Annotated in this window: 14 protein-coding genes; 8 read left to right on the top strand and 6 right to left on the bottom strand. The window is 69.0% G+C overall.

Features of this window, described 5'->3' with window-relative positions; all coding sequences use genetic code 11:
• Window positions 1–5: 5 nt before the first annotated feature.
• Together SB816_RS18680 and SB816_RS18675 are read right to left on the bottom strand one after the other, a co-directional pair.
• The gene (locus tag SB816_RS18680; RefSeq protein ID WP_064528244.1) at window positions 6–323 is read right to left on the bottom strand and encodes a chaperone modulator CbpM; all 318 of its coding nucleotides are present in this window, start codon (window positions 321–323) and stop codon (window positions 6–8) included.
• A gap of 2 nt (window positions 324–325) precedes the next feature.
• Window positions 326–1,273: a DnaJ C-terminal domain-containing protein gene (locus SB816_RS18675; protein ID WP_054501014.1), complete on the bottom strand. Its 948-nt coding sequence runs from the start codon at window positions 1,271–1,273 to the stop codon at window positions 326–328.
• 189 nt (window positions 1,274–1,462) lie between these two features.
• Between SB816_RS18675 and SB816_RS18670 the strand changes: the two genes are divergently transcribed.
• From SB816_RS18670 to fabI, 8 genes are all read left to right on the top strand, one after another.
• Window positions 1,463–1,948, top strand: coding sequence for a GNAT family N-acetyltransferase (locus tag SB816_RS18670; protein WP_054501236.1), 486 nt, complete (start codon window positions 1,463–1,465; stop codon window positions 1,946–1,948).
• A 53-nt stretch (window positions 1,949–2,001) separates the two neighbouring features.
• A complete protein-coding gene (locus tag SB816_RS18665; protein ID WP_054501013.1) occupies window positions 2,002–2,331 on the top strand; it encodes a DHCW motif cupin fold protein in 330 nt (109 codons plus the stop codon).
• Window positions 2,332–2,416: 85 nt separating this feature from the next.
• Complete coding sequence (gene yfcF / locus SB816_RS18660) at window positions 2,417–3,052, top strand: glutathione transferase (RefSeq protein WP_116792896.1); 636 nt, start codon at window positions 2,417–2,419, stop codon at window positions 3,050–3,052.
• Window positions 3,053–3,071: 19 nt separating this feature from the next.
• Complete coding sequence (locus SB816_RS18655; RefSeq protein ID WP_054501011.1) at window positions 3,072–3,473, top strand: VOC family protein; 402 nt, start codon at window positions 3,072–3,074, stop codon at window positions 3,471–3,473.
• A gap of 185 nt (window positions 3,474–3,658) precedes the next feature.
• Window positions 3,659–6,061 carry a DUF3141 domain-containing protein gene (locus SB816_RS18650; RefSeq protein ID WP_269874457.1) on the top strand — a complete coding sequence of 801 codons (2,403 nt, stop codon included), beginning with the start codon at window positions 3,659–3,661 and terminating at the stop codon, window positions 6,059–6,061.
• A complete protein-coding gene (locus SB816_RS18645) occupies window positions 6,058–7,002 on the top strand; it encodes a phosphate acetyltransferase (RefSeq protein WP_054501009.1) in 945 nt (314 codons plus the stop codon). Before SB816_RS18650 ends, SB816_RS18645 begins: the two co-directional genes overlap by 4 nt.
• Window positions 7,003–7,079: 77 nt before the next feature.
• Window positions 7,080–8,264 (top strand): acetate/propionate family kinase, encoded by a 1,185-nt coding sequence (locus SB816_RS18640; RefSeq protein WP_269874459.1) that lies wholly within the window; start codon window positions 7,080–7,082, stop codon window positions 8,262–8,264.
• A complete protein-coding gene (gene fabI, locus SB816_RS18635) occupies window positions 8,261–9,034 on the top strand; it encodes an enoyl-ACP reductase FabI (RefSeq protein ID WP_269874460.1) in 774 nt (257 codons plus the stop codon). Before SB816_RS18640 ends, fabI begins: the two co-directional genes overlap by 4 nt.
• Window positions 9,035–9,063: 29 nt before the next feature.
• On the opposite strand, the gene SB816_RS18630 is transcribed toward fabI, so the two are convergent.
• The 4 genes from SB816_RS18630 to tkt all read right to left on the bottom strand — a co-directional run bounded on the left by SB816_RS18630 (window position 9,064) and on the right by tkt (window position 15,287).
• A complete protein-coding gene (locus SB816_RS18630) occupies window positions 9,064–10,755 on the bottom strand; it encodes a SulP family inorganic anion transporter (RefSeq protein ID WP_081273654.1) in 1,692 nt (563 codons plus the stop codon).
• Window positions 10,756–10,932: 177 nt separating this feature from the next.
• Window positions 10,933–12,126, bottom strand: coding sequence for a phosphoglycerate kinase (locus tag SB816_RS18625; RefSeq protein WP_049075572.1), 1,194 nt, complete (start codon window positions 12,124–12,126; stop codon window positions 10,933–10,935).
• Window positions 12,127–12,224: 98 nt separating this feature from the next.
• Complete coding sequence (gene gap, locus SB816_RS18620) at window positions 12,225–13,235, bottom strand: type I glyceraldehyde-3-phosphate dehydrogenase (RefSeq protein ID WP_049075573.1); 1,011 nt, start codon at window positions 13,233–13,235, stop codon at window positions 12,225–12,227.
• 15 nt (window positions 13,236–13,250) lie between these two features.
• Window positions 13,251–15,287: a transketolase gene (gene tkt, locus SB816_RS18615; RefSeq protein ID WP_054501005.1), complete on the bottom strand. Its 2,037-nt coding sequence runs from the start codon at window positions 15,285–15,287 to the stop codon at window positions 13,251–13,253.
• Between the last annotated feature and the right edge of the window lie 25 nt (window positions 15,288–15,312).

The raw sequence follows: 15,312 nt of genomic DNA, 5'->3' as shown, positions 1-15,312 counted from the left end.
CCGCGCTACGCGTCGGTCGCGCCCAGCGCGCGCAATTGCGCCTTCAGGCGGCGCACCTCCTGGCTCAGGTCCAGGATCAGCGCCACGGCATCGAGGCCGGCGCCGAAATCACGCTCCAGCCGGCGCGCGTGCAACGCGCGTTGCAGGTCCATGCTGTAGAAGCGCCATTCGGCCGGGCGCGACCCGCTGGCGTCGACGATGCCGACCTCGACCAATTGCGCGACCCATTCGACCCCGGCGCCGCAGGCTCGCGCCAGATCGTCGGCACTGAGCGGTTGCGATTTGCCCACCACGGTGGCGCTGCTGATGACGACTTTTTTCATGATCAGACCCCCAGGTGGCGCCGCGGATTGAACGGCAGGTCTTGCTGCATCTTGCGGTAGGCCGCCTTGGCCGCGTCGCTGTCGGCCGGCGGCAGCGCCAGCTCCAGCACCAGATACAGGTCGCCGGGCGGGTCGCCCGGAATACCGCGGCCGCGCAGCCGCAGCTTGCGGCCGTTGCCCGAACCGGCGGGTATCGAGACCTCCACCGTGCCGCCCGGGGTCGGCGCATTGACCTTGGCGCCCAACGCCGCCTCCCAGGGCGCCACCGGCAGCGTCATATACAGGTCGCGTCCCTCGACGCGATAGCGCGCGTGGGGCTTGAAGCGCACCTCCAGGTACAGGTCGCCGTTCTCGCCGCCGCCGTAGCCCGGCATGCCCTGCCCGGCCAGGCGGATGAACTGGCCCTCGCGCACGCCCGGCGGGATCCGCACGCTCAGCGTGCGCGTCTGCACCTGCGGGCGCCCCTGGTCGTCGACCGTCATCGAGCGCAGGCTGATGTCGCGGGTGGCGCCTTGCAGCGCGTCCTCGAGATCGACCTCGATGGCCGCGTGGTGGTCGTCGCCGCGGGCGCGGAATTCCTGCTCGCGCCCCGCGCCCTGCGCGCGGCGGCCGCGGCCGCCGAACAGCGACGAGAAGAACTCGCTGAATTGCGCCTCCTCGCCCGAGGCGGCGCCGCGATGGAACTCGAACCCTTCGTCCCAGCCAGGCGGCGGCTGGAAGCCGCCCCCGGGCGAGACGCCGGCGGCGAGGTTGTCGTAGGCCTCGCGCTTTTCCTTGTCGCGCAACACGTCGTAGGCTTCGTTGACGTCGCGCATGCGGGCCTCGGCGTCGCTTTCCTTGCTGACGTCGGGGTGATACTTGCGGGCGAGTTTGCGGTAGGAGCGCCGGATCTCGTCTTCGGAGGCGCCGCGCTCCACCCCAAGAATGCTGTAGTAGTCCTTGAACTCCATTTTCCAGCCCATGGTGAGGGTTGCAGCCAAAGGCGGCGGCTCGCGCCGGATTCGGCCCTGAACAGAAAGAAGATAGGGGCTATTGCGCGATTTTTCAATGCGCTTCGACCCGTTGCGCGGCTTCGCGCATAATTGACGGTCGCGCCACCCGCCGCCAAAGGCGGGGCCGCCCATGAACAGGAACCGATCGTGCTGGAAATCATCGACGTCGACTTCAACAACCCGGAACACGGCCGCCAGGTGCTGGCCATGCTCAACGAATACGCCAGCGGCCCCATGGGCGGCAGCACGCCCCTGCCCGAGTACGCGCAGCGCAACCTGATCGCGGAACTGGCCAAGCGGCCCACGGCGCGCGCCCTGCTGGCGCGCATCGACGGCGCGGCCGCCGGCGTGGCCATCTACCTCGAGGGCTTCTCGACCTTTGCCTGCCGTCCGCTGGTGAACCTGCACGACCTGGCCGTGTCGCCGCGCTTCCAGGGCCAGGGCGTGGGCAAGCAGTTGCTGGCCGCGCTGGAAGACCGCGCCCGCCAGCTCGGCTGCTGCAAGATCACGCTGGAAGTGCTGGAAGGCAACGACGTGGCCCAGGGCCTGTACCGCAAGCTGGGCTACGAAGGCTACTCGCTGGACGAGGACACCGGCCGCGCCATGTTCTGGCAGAAGAAGCTGGCCGCCTGAATACAGCGCTTTTTCGCGGCGTGGCGGACGCACACCCCAAGGGAAGAACCAACATGAAGATGAGCAACATCCCCTTCGGCACCACCGACTGGTCCGAGGTCGAACCCACCGAGCATCCGGGCGACACCGGCAAGGCCTACTGGCGCACCCGCCAGTTCGGCGATCTGCGCGTGCGCATGGTCGAGTACACGCCCGGCTACCTGGCCGACCACTGGTGCAGCAAGGGCCACATCCTGTTCTGCCTGGAGGGCGAGCTGCACACCGAGCTGGAAGACGGCCGCACCTTCGTGCTGACCCCCGGCATGAGCTACCAGGTGGCCGACCAGGCCGAGCCGCACCGCTCGTCCACTGCCATCGGCGCCAAGCTCTTCATCGTCGACTGACGCATCGGCGCGACACGCGAAATTTCAATTGCGTTACGCTTTGCGTCATAGACCCCTTTTATCCACCGCCTGACCGGAGATGCACTTGGGCGCCCCGTTTACGCTGTTCGTCGATTCCCAGTTCCTCAGCCCCTACGCCATGTCGGCCTATGTGGCGCTGACCGAGAAACAGTTGCCGTTCGAGGTCCGCATGATTGACCTCGACGCGGGCGAACAGCGCATGCAGCCGTACCAATGCCGCGCCCTGACCGCGCGCGTGCCGGCCCTGACCCACGGCGACTTCAACCTGACCGAATCCACCGCGATCGCGGAGTACCTGGAAGACCTGTATCCGGCGCCCGCCTGTACCGCGCTGTACCCCGCCCAGCCGCGCGAGCGCGCCCGCGCCCGCCAACTGCAGGCCTGGCTGCGCAGTGACCTGGGCGCCCTGCGCCAGGAACGCCCCACCGAAACGGTCTTCCACGACCGGGCCGGCGAACCGCTGTCGGACGCCGGCCATTCGGCCGCGGCCAAACTGATCCACGTGGCCGGCGCACTGATCGGCGCGGGCCAGTCGACCCTGTTCGAGCAATGGTGCCTGGCCGACCTGGACCTGGCGGTGGCACTGCGCCGCCTGTGGCTGGACGGCCTGCCCGATCCGCTGCGCGACTATGCCGAGGCCCAGTGGCAGCGCCCCTCGGTGCGCAAATGGCTGGAACACAACGCGGCGGCGCGCGCCTGACCCCCGCCCCGGAGCCGCCATGCAATTGCTGGATCACGTCTCCATCAGCGTCGCCGGGCTCGATAGCGCCCGGCCGTTCTACGACGCCGTCATGGCGGCCCTGGGCGCGGCCAAGGTCTACGACCATGCCGACGCCCTCGGCTACGGCGAGCGCTGCCGCCCCGGCGACGCTGGCCATACCTACGTCAGCATCCAGGCCGATCCCGCGGCGTCACCGACTCCGCCGGCGCGCCGCCACTGGTGCTTCAAGGCCTCCAGCCGCGCCGCGGTGGACGCCTTCCATGCCGCCGGCCTGGCCCATGGCGGAGGCGACGCGGGCGCGCCGGGGACACGGCCGCACTATCATCCGCATTACTACGCCGCCTTCCTGTCCGACCCGTCGGGCAACCGCATCGAAGCCGTGTGCCACAACGCGCCCTGAAGGGTGGCACGGGACCGGACAATCAAGAAGGGACAGATAATTCCGGGCGTTTGACTTGCATCAACCGTCCCCATGTTGCGATGCAACATCCATTCGGGTGTAATGGGGGGGTCAAGTCAACTGGTTCCATTCGAGGAACCGGTCCGGTAGCACCCGCTGCCGGGTGCTACCTATAGGAGATCGCCATGGCCGGATCCGGCAACGATCGCGTCCCCGCCCCGTCCTTCAACCCCTGGACGGCCGCCTATGAATACGCCGTGGACGCCTGGCAGCGCGGCGTGCTGTACGCCGACGTCATGCGCCAGCGCGGCAACCAGTACCACGAGCATATGGCCAAGCGGGCCCCCAACGTGCTCAGCATGGAGTACGAACTGGTGCTGGACGGCCGCGAACTGCCGCGCCCGGTCAACTACGGCCTGCTGCGCATCAAGCCGCCCGAGGGCGTGGCGGTCGATCCGATCAAGCGCCCCTTCCTGGTGGTCGACCCACGCGCCGGCCACGGCCCCGGCATCGGCGGCTTCAAGCCCGAGAGCGAGATCGGCGTGGCGGTGCGCGCCGGCCATCCCTGCTACTTCGCCACCTTCCTGCCGCAGCCCGTGCCCACCCAGACCGTCGAAGACGTGATGAAGGCCGAGGCCCATTTCCTGGAAGCGATCATCGCGCGCCATCCCGACGCCGAGGGCAAGCCGGTGGTGGTGGCCAACTGCCAGGCCGGCTGGCAGATCATGATGACCGCCGCCGTGCGTCCCGAGCTGTTCGGCCCCATCATCATCGCCGGCGCGCCGCTGTCCTACTGGGCCGGCTGGCGCGGCATGAACCCGATGCGCTACGCCGGCGGCCTGCTCGGCGGCAGTTGGCTCACCGCCCTGACCAGCGACCTGGGCGACGGCAAGTTCGACGGCGCCTGGCTGGTGCAGAACTTCGAGAACCTCAACCCCGCCAACACGCTCTGGTCCAAGCAGTACAACCTGTACTCCAAGGTCGACACCGAGGCCGGCCGTTACCTCAGCTTCGAGAAATGGTGGGGCGGCCACGTGTTCCTGAACGGGCCGGAAATCCAGTACATCGTCGACAACCTGTTCGTCGGCAACCGCCTGTCGACCGCCGGGCTGGTCACTTCCGACGGCATCCGCATCGACCTGCGCAACATCCGCTCGCCGATCGTGGTGTTCTGCTCCAAGGGCGACAACATCACCCCGCCGCCGCAGGCGCTGGGCTGGATCCCGGACCTGTACCAGGACGACGCCGAGGTGCTGGCGCACGACCAGACCATCGTCTATGCCGTGCATGAGAGCATCGGCCACCTGGGCATCTTCGTGTCCGGCAGCGTGGCGCGCAAGGAACACCAGGAATTCACCTCCAACATCGACATGATCGATGTGCTGCCGCCCGGCATCTACCAGGCCGAGATCACCGACAAGACGCCGGACACGCCCAACGCCGACCTGGCCTACGGCAACTACGTGCTGTCGTTCGAGCAGCGCCGCATGGACGACGTGCGCGCCATCGTCGAGCGCAAGGAAGACGACGACCTGCGCTTTGCCGCCGTGGCCCGCATCTCCGACATCAACCTGGGCATGTACCGCAGCTTCGTGCAGCCGTGGGTGCGCGCCCTGGTGACGCCGCAATCGGCCGAATGGAGCCAGCGCCTGCACCCGCTGCGCCTGCCGTATGAGCTGGTGTCCGACCGCAATCCGCTGATCGCGCCGATCGCGCAGGTGGCCGAGCAGGTGCGGGAGCATCGGCAGCCCGTATCGCCCGACAACCCGTTCCTGCTGGCCCAGGAGATGTTTTCGAAGCTGGTCGAGACCAGCCTGAACATCTTCCAGGAACTGCGCGATTCGGCCGACGAGCGCACCTTCATGAGCGTCTATGGCTCGCCGCTGGTGCAGGACCTGGCCGGCCTGGGCGGCAAGGACGGCCAGCCGCGCCGCCACCCCGGCGTGTCGCCGGAACACCGCCGCTTCATGGAAGAGCGCGCCGCCGAACTGCGCTCGCTGCTGCAGGAAGGCGGCCTGCGCGTGGCCGCCATCCGCATGCTGCTGTACGTGGCCGGCGCCGAGGGCGGCCTGGACGAGCGCAGCTTCGCGCTGATCCGCAAGATGCGCGCCGAGGCCGGCAACGCCATGACGCTGCAGGAATTCAAGGACATCACCCGCGACCAGGCCATGATGATGCGGCTGGACTCGACCGCCGTGCTGCAGACGATGCCGAAGCTGCTGGAAGGCTCGTCGCCGGCCGCCATCCGCGAGGCGCTGGCAGCGATGAAGCACGTGCTGGAAGCGGCCGAGCCGCTGAGTCCCGCCGCGCGCGCCAGCCTGGCCGAGATGGAGCAGATCTTCGAAACCGCCGCGCGCCGCGCGCAAAAGCATGAGCCGGCGCCGGGCGCGCGCAAGGCCGTGCGCGCCGCCACCGCGAAACTGCAACCGTCGCCCCCGGCGCCGCCCGCCGCCCGTGCGCGCCGCGCCGCCACGGCGGCCGCCGCCAAGTCCACGCCGCAGGCCGCGGTCAAGGCCGCCGCCCGCAAGAAGGAAGCCGCGCCCGCGCGCGTCCGCAAACCCGCCACCGCCAAGGCCAAACCGGAATGAGCCTGCCCACCTCCACGCACTACGACAAACTGATCGCGCGCGCCCAGACCCTGGCGCCCGCGGCCTGCGCCATCGCCCATCCCTGCGACGAGCCGTCGCTGTCGGCCGCGCTGGAAGCGCGCGACCTGGGCCTGCTGCGACCCATCCTGGTGGGCCCGGAACACAAGATCCGCGACACGGCCGCGCAGCACAGGCTGAACCTGGGCGATGCCCGCATCGTCGATGCGCCGCACAGCCACGCCGCGGCCGAGACCGCCGTGGCGCTGGTGCGCGGCGGCGAGGCCTCGCTGCTGATGAAGGGCAGCCTGCACACCGACGAGCTGATGCACGAAGTGGTGGCGCGCGCCACCGGGCTGCGCAGCGGCCGCCGCATCAGCCATGTGTTCATCATGGAAGTGCCGACCTACGCCGAGCCGCTGTTCATCACCGACGCGGCCATCAACATCTTTCCGGACCTGGAAACCAAGGCCGACATCATCCGCAACGTGATCGACCTGCACCACGGCCTGGGCCTGGGCGAGCCGCGCGTGGCGATCCTGTCGGCGGTCGAGCAGGTCACGCCCAGCATTCCCAGCACCATCGAGGCGGCCGCGCTGTGCAAGATGGCCGACCGCGGCCAGATCGCCGGCGGCGTGCTGGACGGCCCGTTGGCGCTGGACAACGCCATCAGCCCCGATGCCGCCCGCATCAAGGGCATCCGCTCGCTGGTGGCGGGCGTCGCCCAGGTGCTGGTGGTGCCCGATCTGGAAGCCGGCAACATGCTGGCCAAGAACCTGACCTTCCTGGCCAACGCCGAGGCCGCAGGCATCGTGCTGGGCGCGCGCGTGCCCATCATCCTGACCAGCCGCGCCGACAGCCCGCGCTCGCGCCTGGCGTCGTGCGCGGTGGCGGCGATCTACGCGCACCACCTGGCCACGCAGCAGGCGCGTCCGCTGGCCTAGGGCCGGCCGACAGGCCGTGAATGAGCGGCGGGGCCCCGGCCCTGCCTTGTCCCTTGCATCAAGAGGCGATCGACTCCATGTCCGACACCATTCTCGTCATCAACGCCGGCAGTTCCAGCATCAAGTTCTACCTGTACGACATCGACGCCAAACAGGCGCTGGCGCCGCGCCTGGGCGGCCAGCTCGAAGGCATCGGCACCAGCCATCCGCGCCTGCGGGTGCGCGACGCCGCCGGCCAGACGCTGGTGGAACGCGACATCGCGCCCAGCCACGCGCCCGATGTGCCCAACGGCCAGGAGGTGGTCGGCACCTGGCTCAGCGGCCACCTGGGCGGCGCGCCGCTGGCGGTGGGCCATCGCGTGGTGCACGGCGGCCCCGACCTGGCCGAGCCGGTGCTGATCGACGACGCCATCCTCGCCACACTGGACACCTTCACGCCGCTGGCGCCGCTGCACCAGCCCAACAACCTGGCGCCGATCCGCGTGATCCGCGAGCGGCGACCGTGGATTCCGCAGGTGGCCTGCTTCGACACCGCGTTCCACCGCAGCCATTCGGACGTGGCCGACCGCTACGCCCTGCCCGAGCATCTGTACCAGCAGGGCGTGCGGCGCTATGGCTTTCACGGCCTGTCGTACGAATACATCGCGCAGCGGCTGCGCCAGGCGCTGCCCGAGATCGCCATGGGCAGGATCATCGCGGCGCACCTGGGTTCGGGCGTGTCGGCCTGCGCCATGCACCAGGGCAAGAGCGTCGACAGCACCATGGGCTTCACCGCGCTCGAAGGCCTGCCGATGGGCACGCGGCCGGGCCGGCTGGATGCCGGCGTGGTGCTGTGGATGATGGAACAGGGCATGTCGCACGACGACATCGAGCACGTGCTGTACCACGACTGCGGCATGAAGGGCCTGTCGGGCATCAGCAACGACATGCGCGAGTTGCTGGCCAGCGACGCGCCGTCGGCCAGGCTGGCGCTGAAGTACTTCGCCTGGCGCGTGGCCGAAGGCATGATCGGCCTGGGCTGCGCCATGAACGGCATCGACGGCATCGTCTTCACCGCTGGCGTCGGCGAAAACTCGGCCGAGATCCGCCAGGCCATCAGCGAGCATTGGGGCTGGCTCGGCATCAAGCTGGATCCCGAGCGCAATGCGCATCACGGGCCGCGCATTTCCAGCGACGACAGCCGCATAGGCGTGTACGTGGTGCGCACCAATGAAGAACTGATCATCGCGCAGCACACGCTGGCCCTGGTGAAACAACGATGAGCGCCGCCCTCCCTCTTGCCGGCAAGCGCGGCCTGGTCACGGGCATCGCCAACGCCGACTCCATCGCCTGGGGCTGCGCCAAGGCGTTCCGCGCCATGGGCGCGGAACTGGCCGTGACCTACCTGAACGACAAGGCGCGCCCGCACGTCGAGCCGCTGGCGCGCCAGGTGGACGCGTCGCTGCTGATGCCGCTGGACCTGCTGCGCGAGGGCGAGCTGGAGGCGGTGTTCGAGCGCATCGCCGCCGAATGGGGCAGCCTGGACTTCGTGCTGCATTCCATCGCCTACGCCCCGCGCGACGATCTGCACGGCCGCGTCACGGACTGCTCGCGCGCCGGCTTCCTGACGGCCATGGATGTGTCGTGCTGGTCGTTCATCCGCATGGCCAAGCTGGCAGAGCCGCTGATGCCCGGCGGGGGCGCGCTGTTCTGCATGAGCTACTACGGCTCGCAGATGGTGGTCGAGCACTACAACATGATGGGTCCGGTGAAGGCCGCGCTGGAATCGGCCACCCGCTACCTGGCGGCCGAACTCGGCCCGCAGGGCATCCGCGTGCACGCGATTTCACCCGGGCCGCTCAAGACCCGCGCGGCCTCGGGCATCGCCGAATTCGACGCGCTGCTCGACCGCGCCCAGGCCAAGGCCCCGGCGCGCAGCCTGGTCTCCATCGACGACGTCGGCGAGGCCACCGCCTGGCTCGCCACCGACGCCGCCCGCCGCATGACCGGGCAGACGCTGTACATCGACGGCGGCTATCACATCATCGATTGAGGCGCGGGCGCCACGGCCCGCGCCAAGTATCAGGAAAGCGTGGCCGGCGCCGGCCCCTGGCGCCAGCGCTCGATCGCCTCGACCGCCTGTTCGGGCGAGGGGAAGATCTTGTCGCGGCCGATGCGGTCGGCCAGGCCAGAGCGCTCCAGCGCCATGCGGAACTGGCCGTGGCCGCCCGCCACCAGCAGCACCATGCCGCGGTCGCGCAGCTCGCGCCGCAGTTCGTACAAGGCTTCGATGGCGTCGGCGTCGGCCTGCGTCATGGCCTCGGCATCCAGTACGAACCAGGTGATGTCGCCCGCCTGCTCGATGATCTCGCGGGCGCGCCGCCGGAACGCGTCGGCGTTGAAGAACCACACCGACGACTCGAACAGCCAGATCACCGCGCCCGGCACCGGCTGCGCCTGCGGGTTCAGATGCATCTTGCCCAGCACCGATTCGCCCGGCAGACGGCCCAGCAGGGCATCGCGCGGATTGCCGGACACGTACATGGCGTACAGCAGCGTGGCGCCAACCGACACCGCCACGCCCTGCAGCACGCCGAAACCCACCACGCCGACCGCGGCCAGGATGCCGAAGGCCAGCTCGATGCGCGAAATGCGCGCCAGCCGCAGGAAGGCCTGGCCGTCGAACAGGCTGGCGGCCGCCAGCAGCAGGATTGCCGACAGCACCGCCTGCGGCAGCCAATACAGCGGCGCGCTGAGCAGGCCCACCACCAGCGCGAGCGCCGCCGCCGCGCTGACGCCGACCAGCGGCGAAGAGCCGCCCGCCGCCAGTCCCACCGCCGTGCGCGAATCGGCCCCGGTCACCACGAAGCCCTGGAACAGCCCGGCCGCGACATTGGCCGCGCCGAAGCCGACCAGTTCACGGTTCGGATCCACGTGCTCGCCGGTGCGCGCGGCAAAGCTGCGCGCCGTCACGATGCCGCTGGAAAAGCTCACTACCAGCACGCCCGCCGCGCCCAGCAGGATGTTGTCCAGGCCCTCGAGCCGCACCGGCACGCGCAGCGCCGGCAGGCCCGCCGGCACCTCGCCCACCACGGCGATGCCGAGGCTGGGAAAATCGAACAGCCAAGACAGCAGGCAGGCGCCCACCACCAGCATGATCGGCCCCGGCCAATTCGGCCTCCAGCGCTTGATCGCCACCAGCAGCAGGCACGACGCCAGCCCCAGGCAGAGCGTGGGAATGCGGATCTCCGACACGCGCCGCGACAACTCCAGGAAGGGATGCACCAGCCCGCTGTTGCGCAGCCCCACGCCGGTCAGGCCACTCAATTGCGACAGCGCCAGCGTCACCGCCACCCCCGCCATGTAGCCGATCAGCACCGGCCGCGACAGCAGGTTGGCCAGCACGCCCAGGCGCAGCACCCGCGCGATCAGGCAACCCAGCCCGACCGTCAGCGCGATCCCGGTGGCGGCCACCAGCCGGTCCTCGGGCGAGGTCAGCGCCATGCCCGTCAGCGTCGCCGCGATCAGCGTGCAAGTGGCCGTGTCCGGCCCCACGATCAGCGTGCGCGAGGAACCGAACAGCGCGTAACCCAACATGCCGGCGATCGCCGCCCACAGCCCGGCAACCGGCGGCACTCCCATCATCGCCGCATAGGCCAGCCCTACCGGCAACGCCACCGCGGCCACGCTCAATCCCGCGGCGATATCGCGGCCGGCGGACTCCCGGGTGATGCCCCGGAAGTTGTTCAGGCCAGGAAGAAATCGTAGGTTCATGGGGCGGCGAAGCGGAGGAAACGGGGAAAGGAAACCGCGGGAAGCGGGCGAGCGTCAAGCCTACACCAGTCTATGGAATAAGCGCCAAGCGCCCCAGCCGACGGCAGCCACCCAGCTCGGGCCGATGAAAAAAAGCCGCCCCGGAAGGAGCGGCTTCGGATCGCCCGGGCGGAAAGACTACTTGGCCCGCTCTTGCAGCACGGCCACCGCCGGCAGGGTCTTGCCTTCCAGGAACTCCAGGAACGCGCCGCCGCCGGTCGAGATGTAGCCGACCTGTTCGCCGATGCCGTACTTGGCGATCGCGGCCAGCGTGTCGCCGCCGCCCGCGATCGAGAAGCCCTCGGAATCCGCGATCGCCTGCGCCACCACCTTGGTGCCGTTGGCGAACTGGTCGAACTCGAACACGCCGACCGGGCCGTTCCAGACGATGGTGCCGGCCTGCTTGAGGATCTCGGCCAATTGCTGCGCGGTCTGCGGGCCGATGTCCAGGATCATGTCGTCGGCGGCGACTTCATCGGCCGCCTTCACGGTGGCCTCGGCGTCCGCGCCGAACGCCTTGGCGCACACCACGTCCACCGGGATCGGCACATCCGCGCCGCGCTGCTTCATCAGCTCGATCACGGCGCGCGCCTGCTCCACCTGGTCCGGCTCGGCCAGCGACTTGCCAATCGGCAGCCCGGCGGCCAGCATGAAGGTGTTGGCGATGCCGCCGCCCACCACCAACTGGTCGACCTTGTCGGCCAGCGATTGCAGGATCGACAGCTTGGTCGACACCTTGGAGCCGCCGACAATCGCGACCAGCGGACGCTTCGGCTCGTGCAGCGCGCGGCCCAGCGCGTCCAGCTCGGCTTCCAGCAGCGGACCGGCGCAGGCCACCGGCGCGAAGCGCGCGATGCCGTGCGTGGTGGCCTCGGCGCGGTGCGCCGTGCCGAAGGCATCGTTGACGTAGACGTCGCACAGCGCCGCCATCTTGCGCGACAGCGCCTCGTCGTCTTTCTTCTCGCCGACGTTGACGCGGCAGTTTTCCAGCAGCACCACCAGGCCCGGCTCGACCTTGACGCCGTCGACCCAGTCGCGCACCAGCGGCACGGGCATGCCCAACAGCTCGGACAGGCGCTGGCCAACCTTGGCCAGCGAATCGGCCTCGGTCAGCACGCCCTCTTTCGGGCGGCCCAGGTGCGAGGTGACCATCACCGCGGCGCCGGCGTCCAGCGCCAGGCGGATGCCGGGCACCGAGGCGCGGATGCGGGTGTCTTCGGAAATGCGGCCGGCGTCATCGAACGGCACGTTCAGATCGGCGCGGATGAACACGCGCTTGCCGGACAGGGCGCCGGCCTTGGCCAGCGCGGACAGGGTATTGACCTTGGACATAATGCTTTGCGTCTCCTAGAGTTGGCGAACGAAGGGGACGAACCCGCTTTCCGCCGTGGCGGAAAACCTGTTCGTCCCCTTCGGTTCGACAGCGATGCTTACTTGGCCGACATCAGCGCGACGGTGGTGTCGAGCATGCGGTTCGAGAAGCCCCACTCGTTGTCGTACCAGGACGAAACCTTGACCAGGCGGCCCGAGACCTTGGTCAGCGACGCGTCAACGGTGCTGGAGGCCGGGTTGTGGTTGTAGTCCACCGAGACCAGGGGTTCGGTGTTGTAGTCCAGGATGCCCTTGAGCTCGCCTTCCGAGGCGGCCTTCAGGATGCTGTTCACTTCCTCGACGGTGGTGTCGCGCTTGGCCACGAAGGACAGGTCGACGATCGACACGTTGATGGTCGGGACGCGGATGGCGTAGCCGTCCAGCTTGCCGTTCAGTTCCGGCAGCACCAGGCCGACCGCGGCGGCGGCGCCGGTCTTGGTCGGGATCATGCTCATGGTGGCCGAACGGGCGCGGCGCAGGTCTTCGTGGTAGACGTCGGTCAGGACCTGGTCGTTGGTGTAGGCGTGGACGGTCGTCATCAGACCGTTTTCCAGGCCCAGCTTGTCGTTCAGCGGCTTGACCAGCGGGGCCAGGCAGTTGGTGGTGCACGACGCGTTCGAGATGACGGTGTCGGTCGACTTCAGCACGCCGTGGTTGACGCCGTAGACGACGGTGGCGTCAACGTCCTTGCCGCCCGGGGCCGAGATGATGACCTTCTTGGCGCCGCCCTTGATGTGCGCGCCGGCCTTTTCCTTGGTCGTGAAAAAGCCCGTGCATTCCAGCACCACGTCGACCTTCAGCTCGCCCCACGGCAGTTCGGCCGGGTTGCGGTTGGCCAGCACGCGGATCTTGTCGCCGTTGACGACCATGTACTCGCCGTCGACTTCGACGGTGCCCGGGAACTTGCCGTGGGCGGTGTCGTAGCGGGTCAGGTGGGCGTTGGTCTTGGGATCGCCCAGATCGTTGATGGCGACGATTTCGATATCGTGCTTCTTGCCACCTTCATAGTGGGCACGCAGGATGTTGCGGCCGATGCGACCGTAACCGTTGATGGCGACGCGAATGGTCATGACTAGGCTCCTTTTTTACAGAACTTGCTTGACGGTCTCGGCCACCTTGTCGGCGGTCAGCCCGAAGAACTTGAACAGCGCGCCCGCGGGGGCCGATTCGCCGTAGCGGTCGATGCCGACCACGGCGCCTTCCAGGCCCACGTACTTATGCCAGAAGGCGGTCACGCCGGCCTCGACGGCCACGCGCGGCAGCCCCTTGGGCAGCACCGATTGCTTCCAGGCGGCGTCCTGCTTGTCGAACACGTCGGTGCTCGGCATGGACACCACGCGCACCGCGATGCCTTCCTTGGCCAGTTGGGCTTGCGCGTCCAGGGCGATGGCGACTTCGGAACCGGTGGCGATAATCACGGCGCGGGCGCCGTCGGCGTCGCGCAGCACGTAGCCGCCGCGGGCGATGGCGTCCACGGTGGCGGCGTCGCGTTGCACGAACGGCAGGTTCTGGCGCGACAGCAGCAGGGCCGTCGGGCCGCCGTCATGCACGTCCATGCCGATGCTGGCCGGGCGCGTCACGGCGGCGTTCCAGGCCACGGCGGTTTCGGCCGTGTCGCAGGGACGCCAGAGCGACAGGTTGGGGATCAGGCGCAGGCTGGCGGCGTGTTCGATGGACTGGTGGGTCGGGCCGTCTTCGCCCAGGCCGATGGAGTCGTGCGTGAACACGTGCACCACGCGCTGCTTCATCAGCGCGGCCATGCGGATGGCGTTGCGCGAGTAGTCGGAGAACGTCAGGAAGGTGCCGCCGAACGGCAGGTAGCCGCCATGCAGCGCCACGCCGTTCATGATGGCGGCCATGCCGAATTCGCGCACGCCGTAGTTGATGTGGCGGCCGAACTGGATGCCCTTGTCGCCGGCGCGCACCGCGCCCACGCCCTTCCAGTCGGTGAAATTGGAGCCGGTCAGGTCGGCCGAGCCGCCCAGCATTTCCGGCAGTGCGGCGGCCAGCGCCGTGATCGCGAACTGCGAGGCCTTGCGGGTGGCGACGGTTTCGGCCTTTTCCAGCGTGGCGTTCAGGAACGCCTTGAATTGGTCGGCGTAGCCGGCGGGCAGCTCGCCCTTCATGCGGCGCGTGAACTCGGCCGCCTCGGCCGGGAATTCGGCGGCGTAGGCGTCGAAGGCCGATTGCCATTCGGCCTGCGCGGCGGCGCCGGTCTTGCGGCCATCCCAGCCGTCGTAGACGTCCTGCGGGATCTGGAACGGCTCGGCCGACCAGCCCAGCGCGGCGCGGGTGGCGGCGATCTCGTCCTTGCCCAGCGGGGCGCCGTGCACGTTGTGGGTGCCGGCCATGTTGGGCGAACCCTTGCCGATGACGGTGCGGCAGACGATCAGCGTGGGCTTTTCCGATTGCGCGCGGGCGGCCTTGATGGCGGCGTCCACGGCGGCGGCGTCGTGGCCGTCGATGCCGCGGATGACGTTCCAGCCGTAGCCCTCGAAGCGCTTGGCGGTGTCGTCGGCGAACCAGTGCTCGACGTGGCCGTCGATCGAGATGCCGTTGTCGTCATACAGCACCACCAGCTTGGACAGCTTGAGCGTGCCGGCCAGCGAGCACACTTCGTGCGAGATGCCTTCCATCAGGCAGCCGTCGCCGGTGAAGGCATAGGTGTGGTGGTCGACGATGGTGTGGCCGGGCTTGTTGAACTCGGCGGCCAGCAGCGCTTCGGCCAGCGCCATGCCGACGGCATTGCCCAGGCCCTGGCCCAGCGGGCCGGTGGTGGTTTCCACGCCCGGGGTGATGCCCACTTCGGGGTGGCCCGGCGTCTTGGAATGCAGTTGGCGGAAGTTCTTCAGTTCTTCGATCGGCAGGTCGTAGCCGGTCAGGTGCAGCAGCGCGTAGATCAGCATCGAGCCGTGGCCGTTGGACAGCACGAAGCGGTCGCGGTTGGCCCAGGCGGGATCCTTGGGGTTGTGGCGCAGGTTGCCGATCCAGAGGGCCTGGGCGATTTCCGCCATGCCCATGGGAGCGCCCGGGTGCCCGGAGTTCGCTTGTTGCACGGCATCCATCGCGAGGGCGCGGATGGCATCCGCCAAGGCAAGTTTAGGGGCGGTCGGATTGCTCATTCGGAAGGCTCTTTGTGGCTGGCGC

It is taken from the genome of Achromobacter sp. SIMBA_011, from assembly GCF_046535435.1.
Taxonomy (GTDB): domain Bacteria; phylum Pseudomonadota; class Gammaproteobacteria; order Burkholderiales; family Burkholderiaceae_B; genus Achromobacter; species Achromobacter dolens.
This window is presented reverse-complemented; position numbering and strand designations above follow the sequence as displayed.

Bases quoted from the DNA above. Each gene is read 5' to 3' on its own strand.
- SB816_RS18680 (WP_064528244.1), bottom strand. From the start codon at position 323: ATGAAAAAAGTCGTCATCAGCAGCGCCACCGTGGTGGGCAAATCGCAA.
- SB816_RS18675 (WP_054501014.1), bottom strand. From the start codon at position 1,273: ATGGAGTTCAAGGACTACTACAGCATTCTTGGGGTGGAGCGCGGCGCC.
- SB816_RS18665 (WP_054501013.1), top strand. From the start codon at position 2,002: ATGAAGATGAGCAACATCCCCTTCGGCACCACCGACTGGTCCGAGGTC.
- SB816_RS18655 (WP_054501011.1), top strand. From the start codon at position 3,072: ATGCAATTGCTGGATCACGTCTCCATCAGCGTCGCCGGGCTCGATAGC.
- SB816_RS18650 (WP_269874457.1), top strand. From the start codon at position 3,659: ATGGCCGGATCCGGCAACGATCGCGTCCCCGCCCCGTCCTTCAACCCC.
- SB816_RS18645 (WP_054501009.1), top strand. From the start codon at position 6,058: ATGAGCCTGCCCACCTCCACGCACTACGACAAACTGATCGCGCGCGCC.
- SB816_RS18640 (WP_269874459.1), top strand. From the start codon at position 7,080: ATGTCCGACACCATTCTCGTCATCAACGCCGGCAGTTCCAGCATCAAG.
- fabI (WP_269874460.1), top strand. From the start codon at position 8,261: ATGAGCGCCGCCCTCCCTCTTGCCGGCAAGCGCGGCCTGGTCACGGGC.
- SB816_RS18630 (WP_081273654.1), bottom strand. From the start codon at position 10,755: ATGAACCTACGATTTCTTCCTGGCCTGAACAACTTCCGGGGCATCACC.
- SB816_RS18625 (WP_049075572.1), bottom strand. From the start codon at position 12,126: ATGTCCAAGGTCAATACCCTGTCCGCGCTGGCCAAGGCCGGCGCCCTG.
- gap (WP_049075573.1), bottom strand. From the start codon at position 13,235: ATGACCATTCGCGTCGCCATCAACGGTTACGGTCGCATCGGCCGCAAC.
- tkt (WP_054501005.1), bottom strand. From the start codon at position 15,287: ATGAGCAATCCGACCGCCCCTAAACTTGCCTTGGCGGATGCCATCCGC.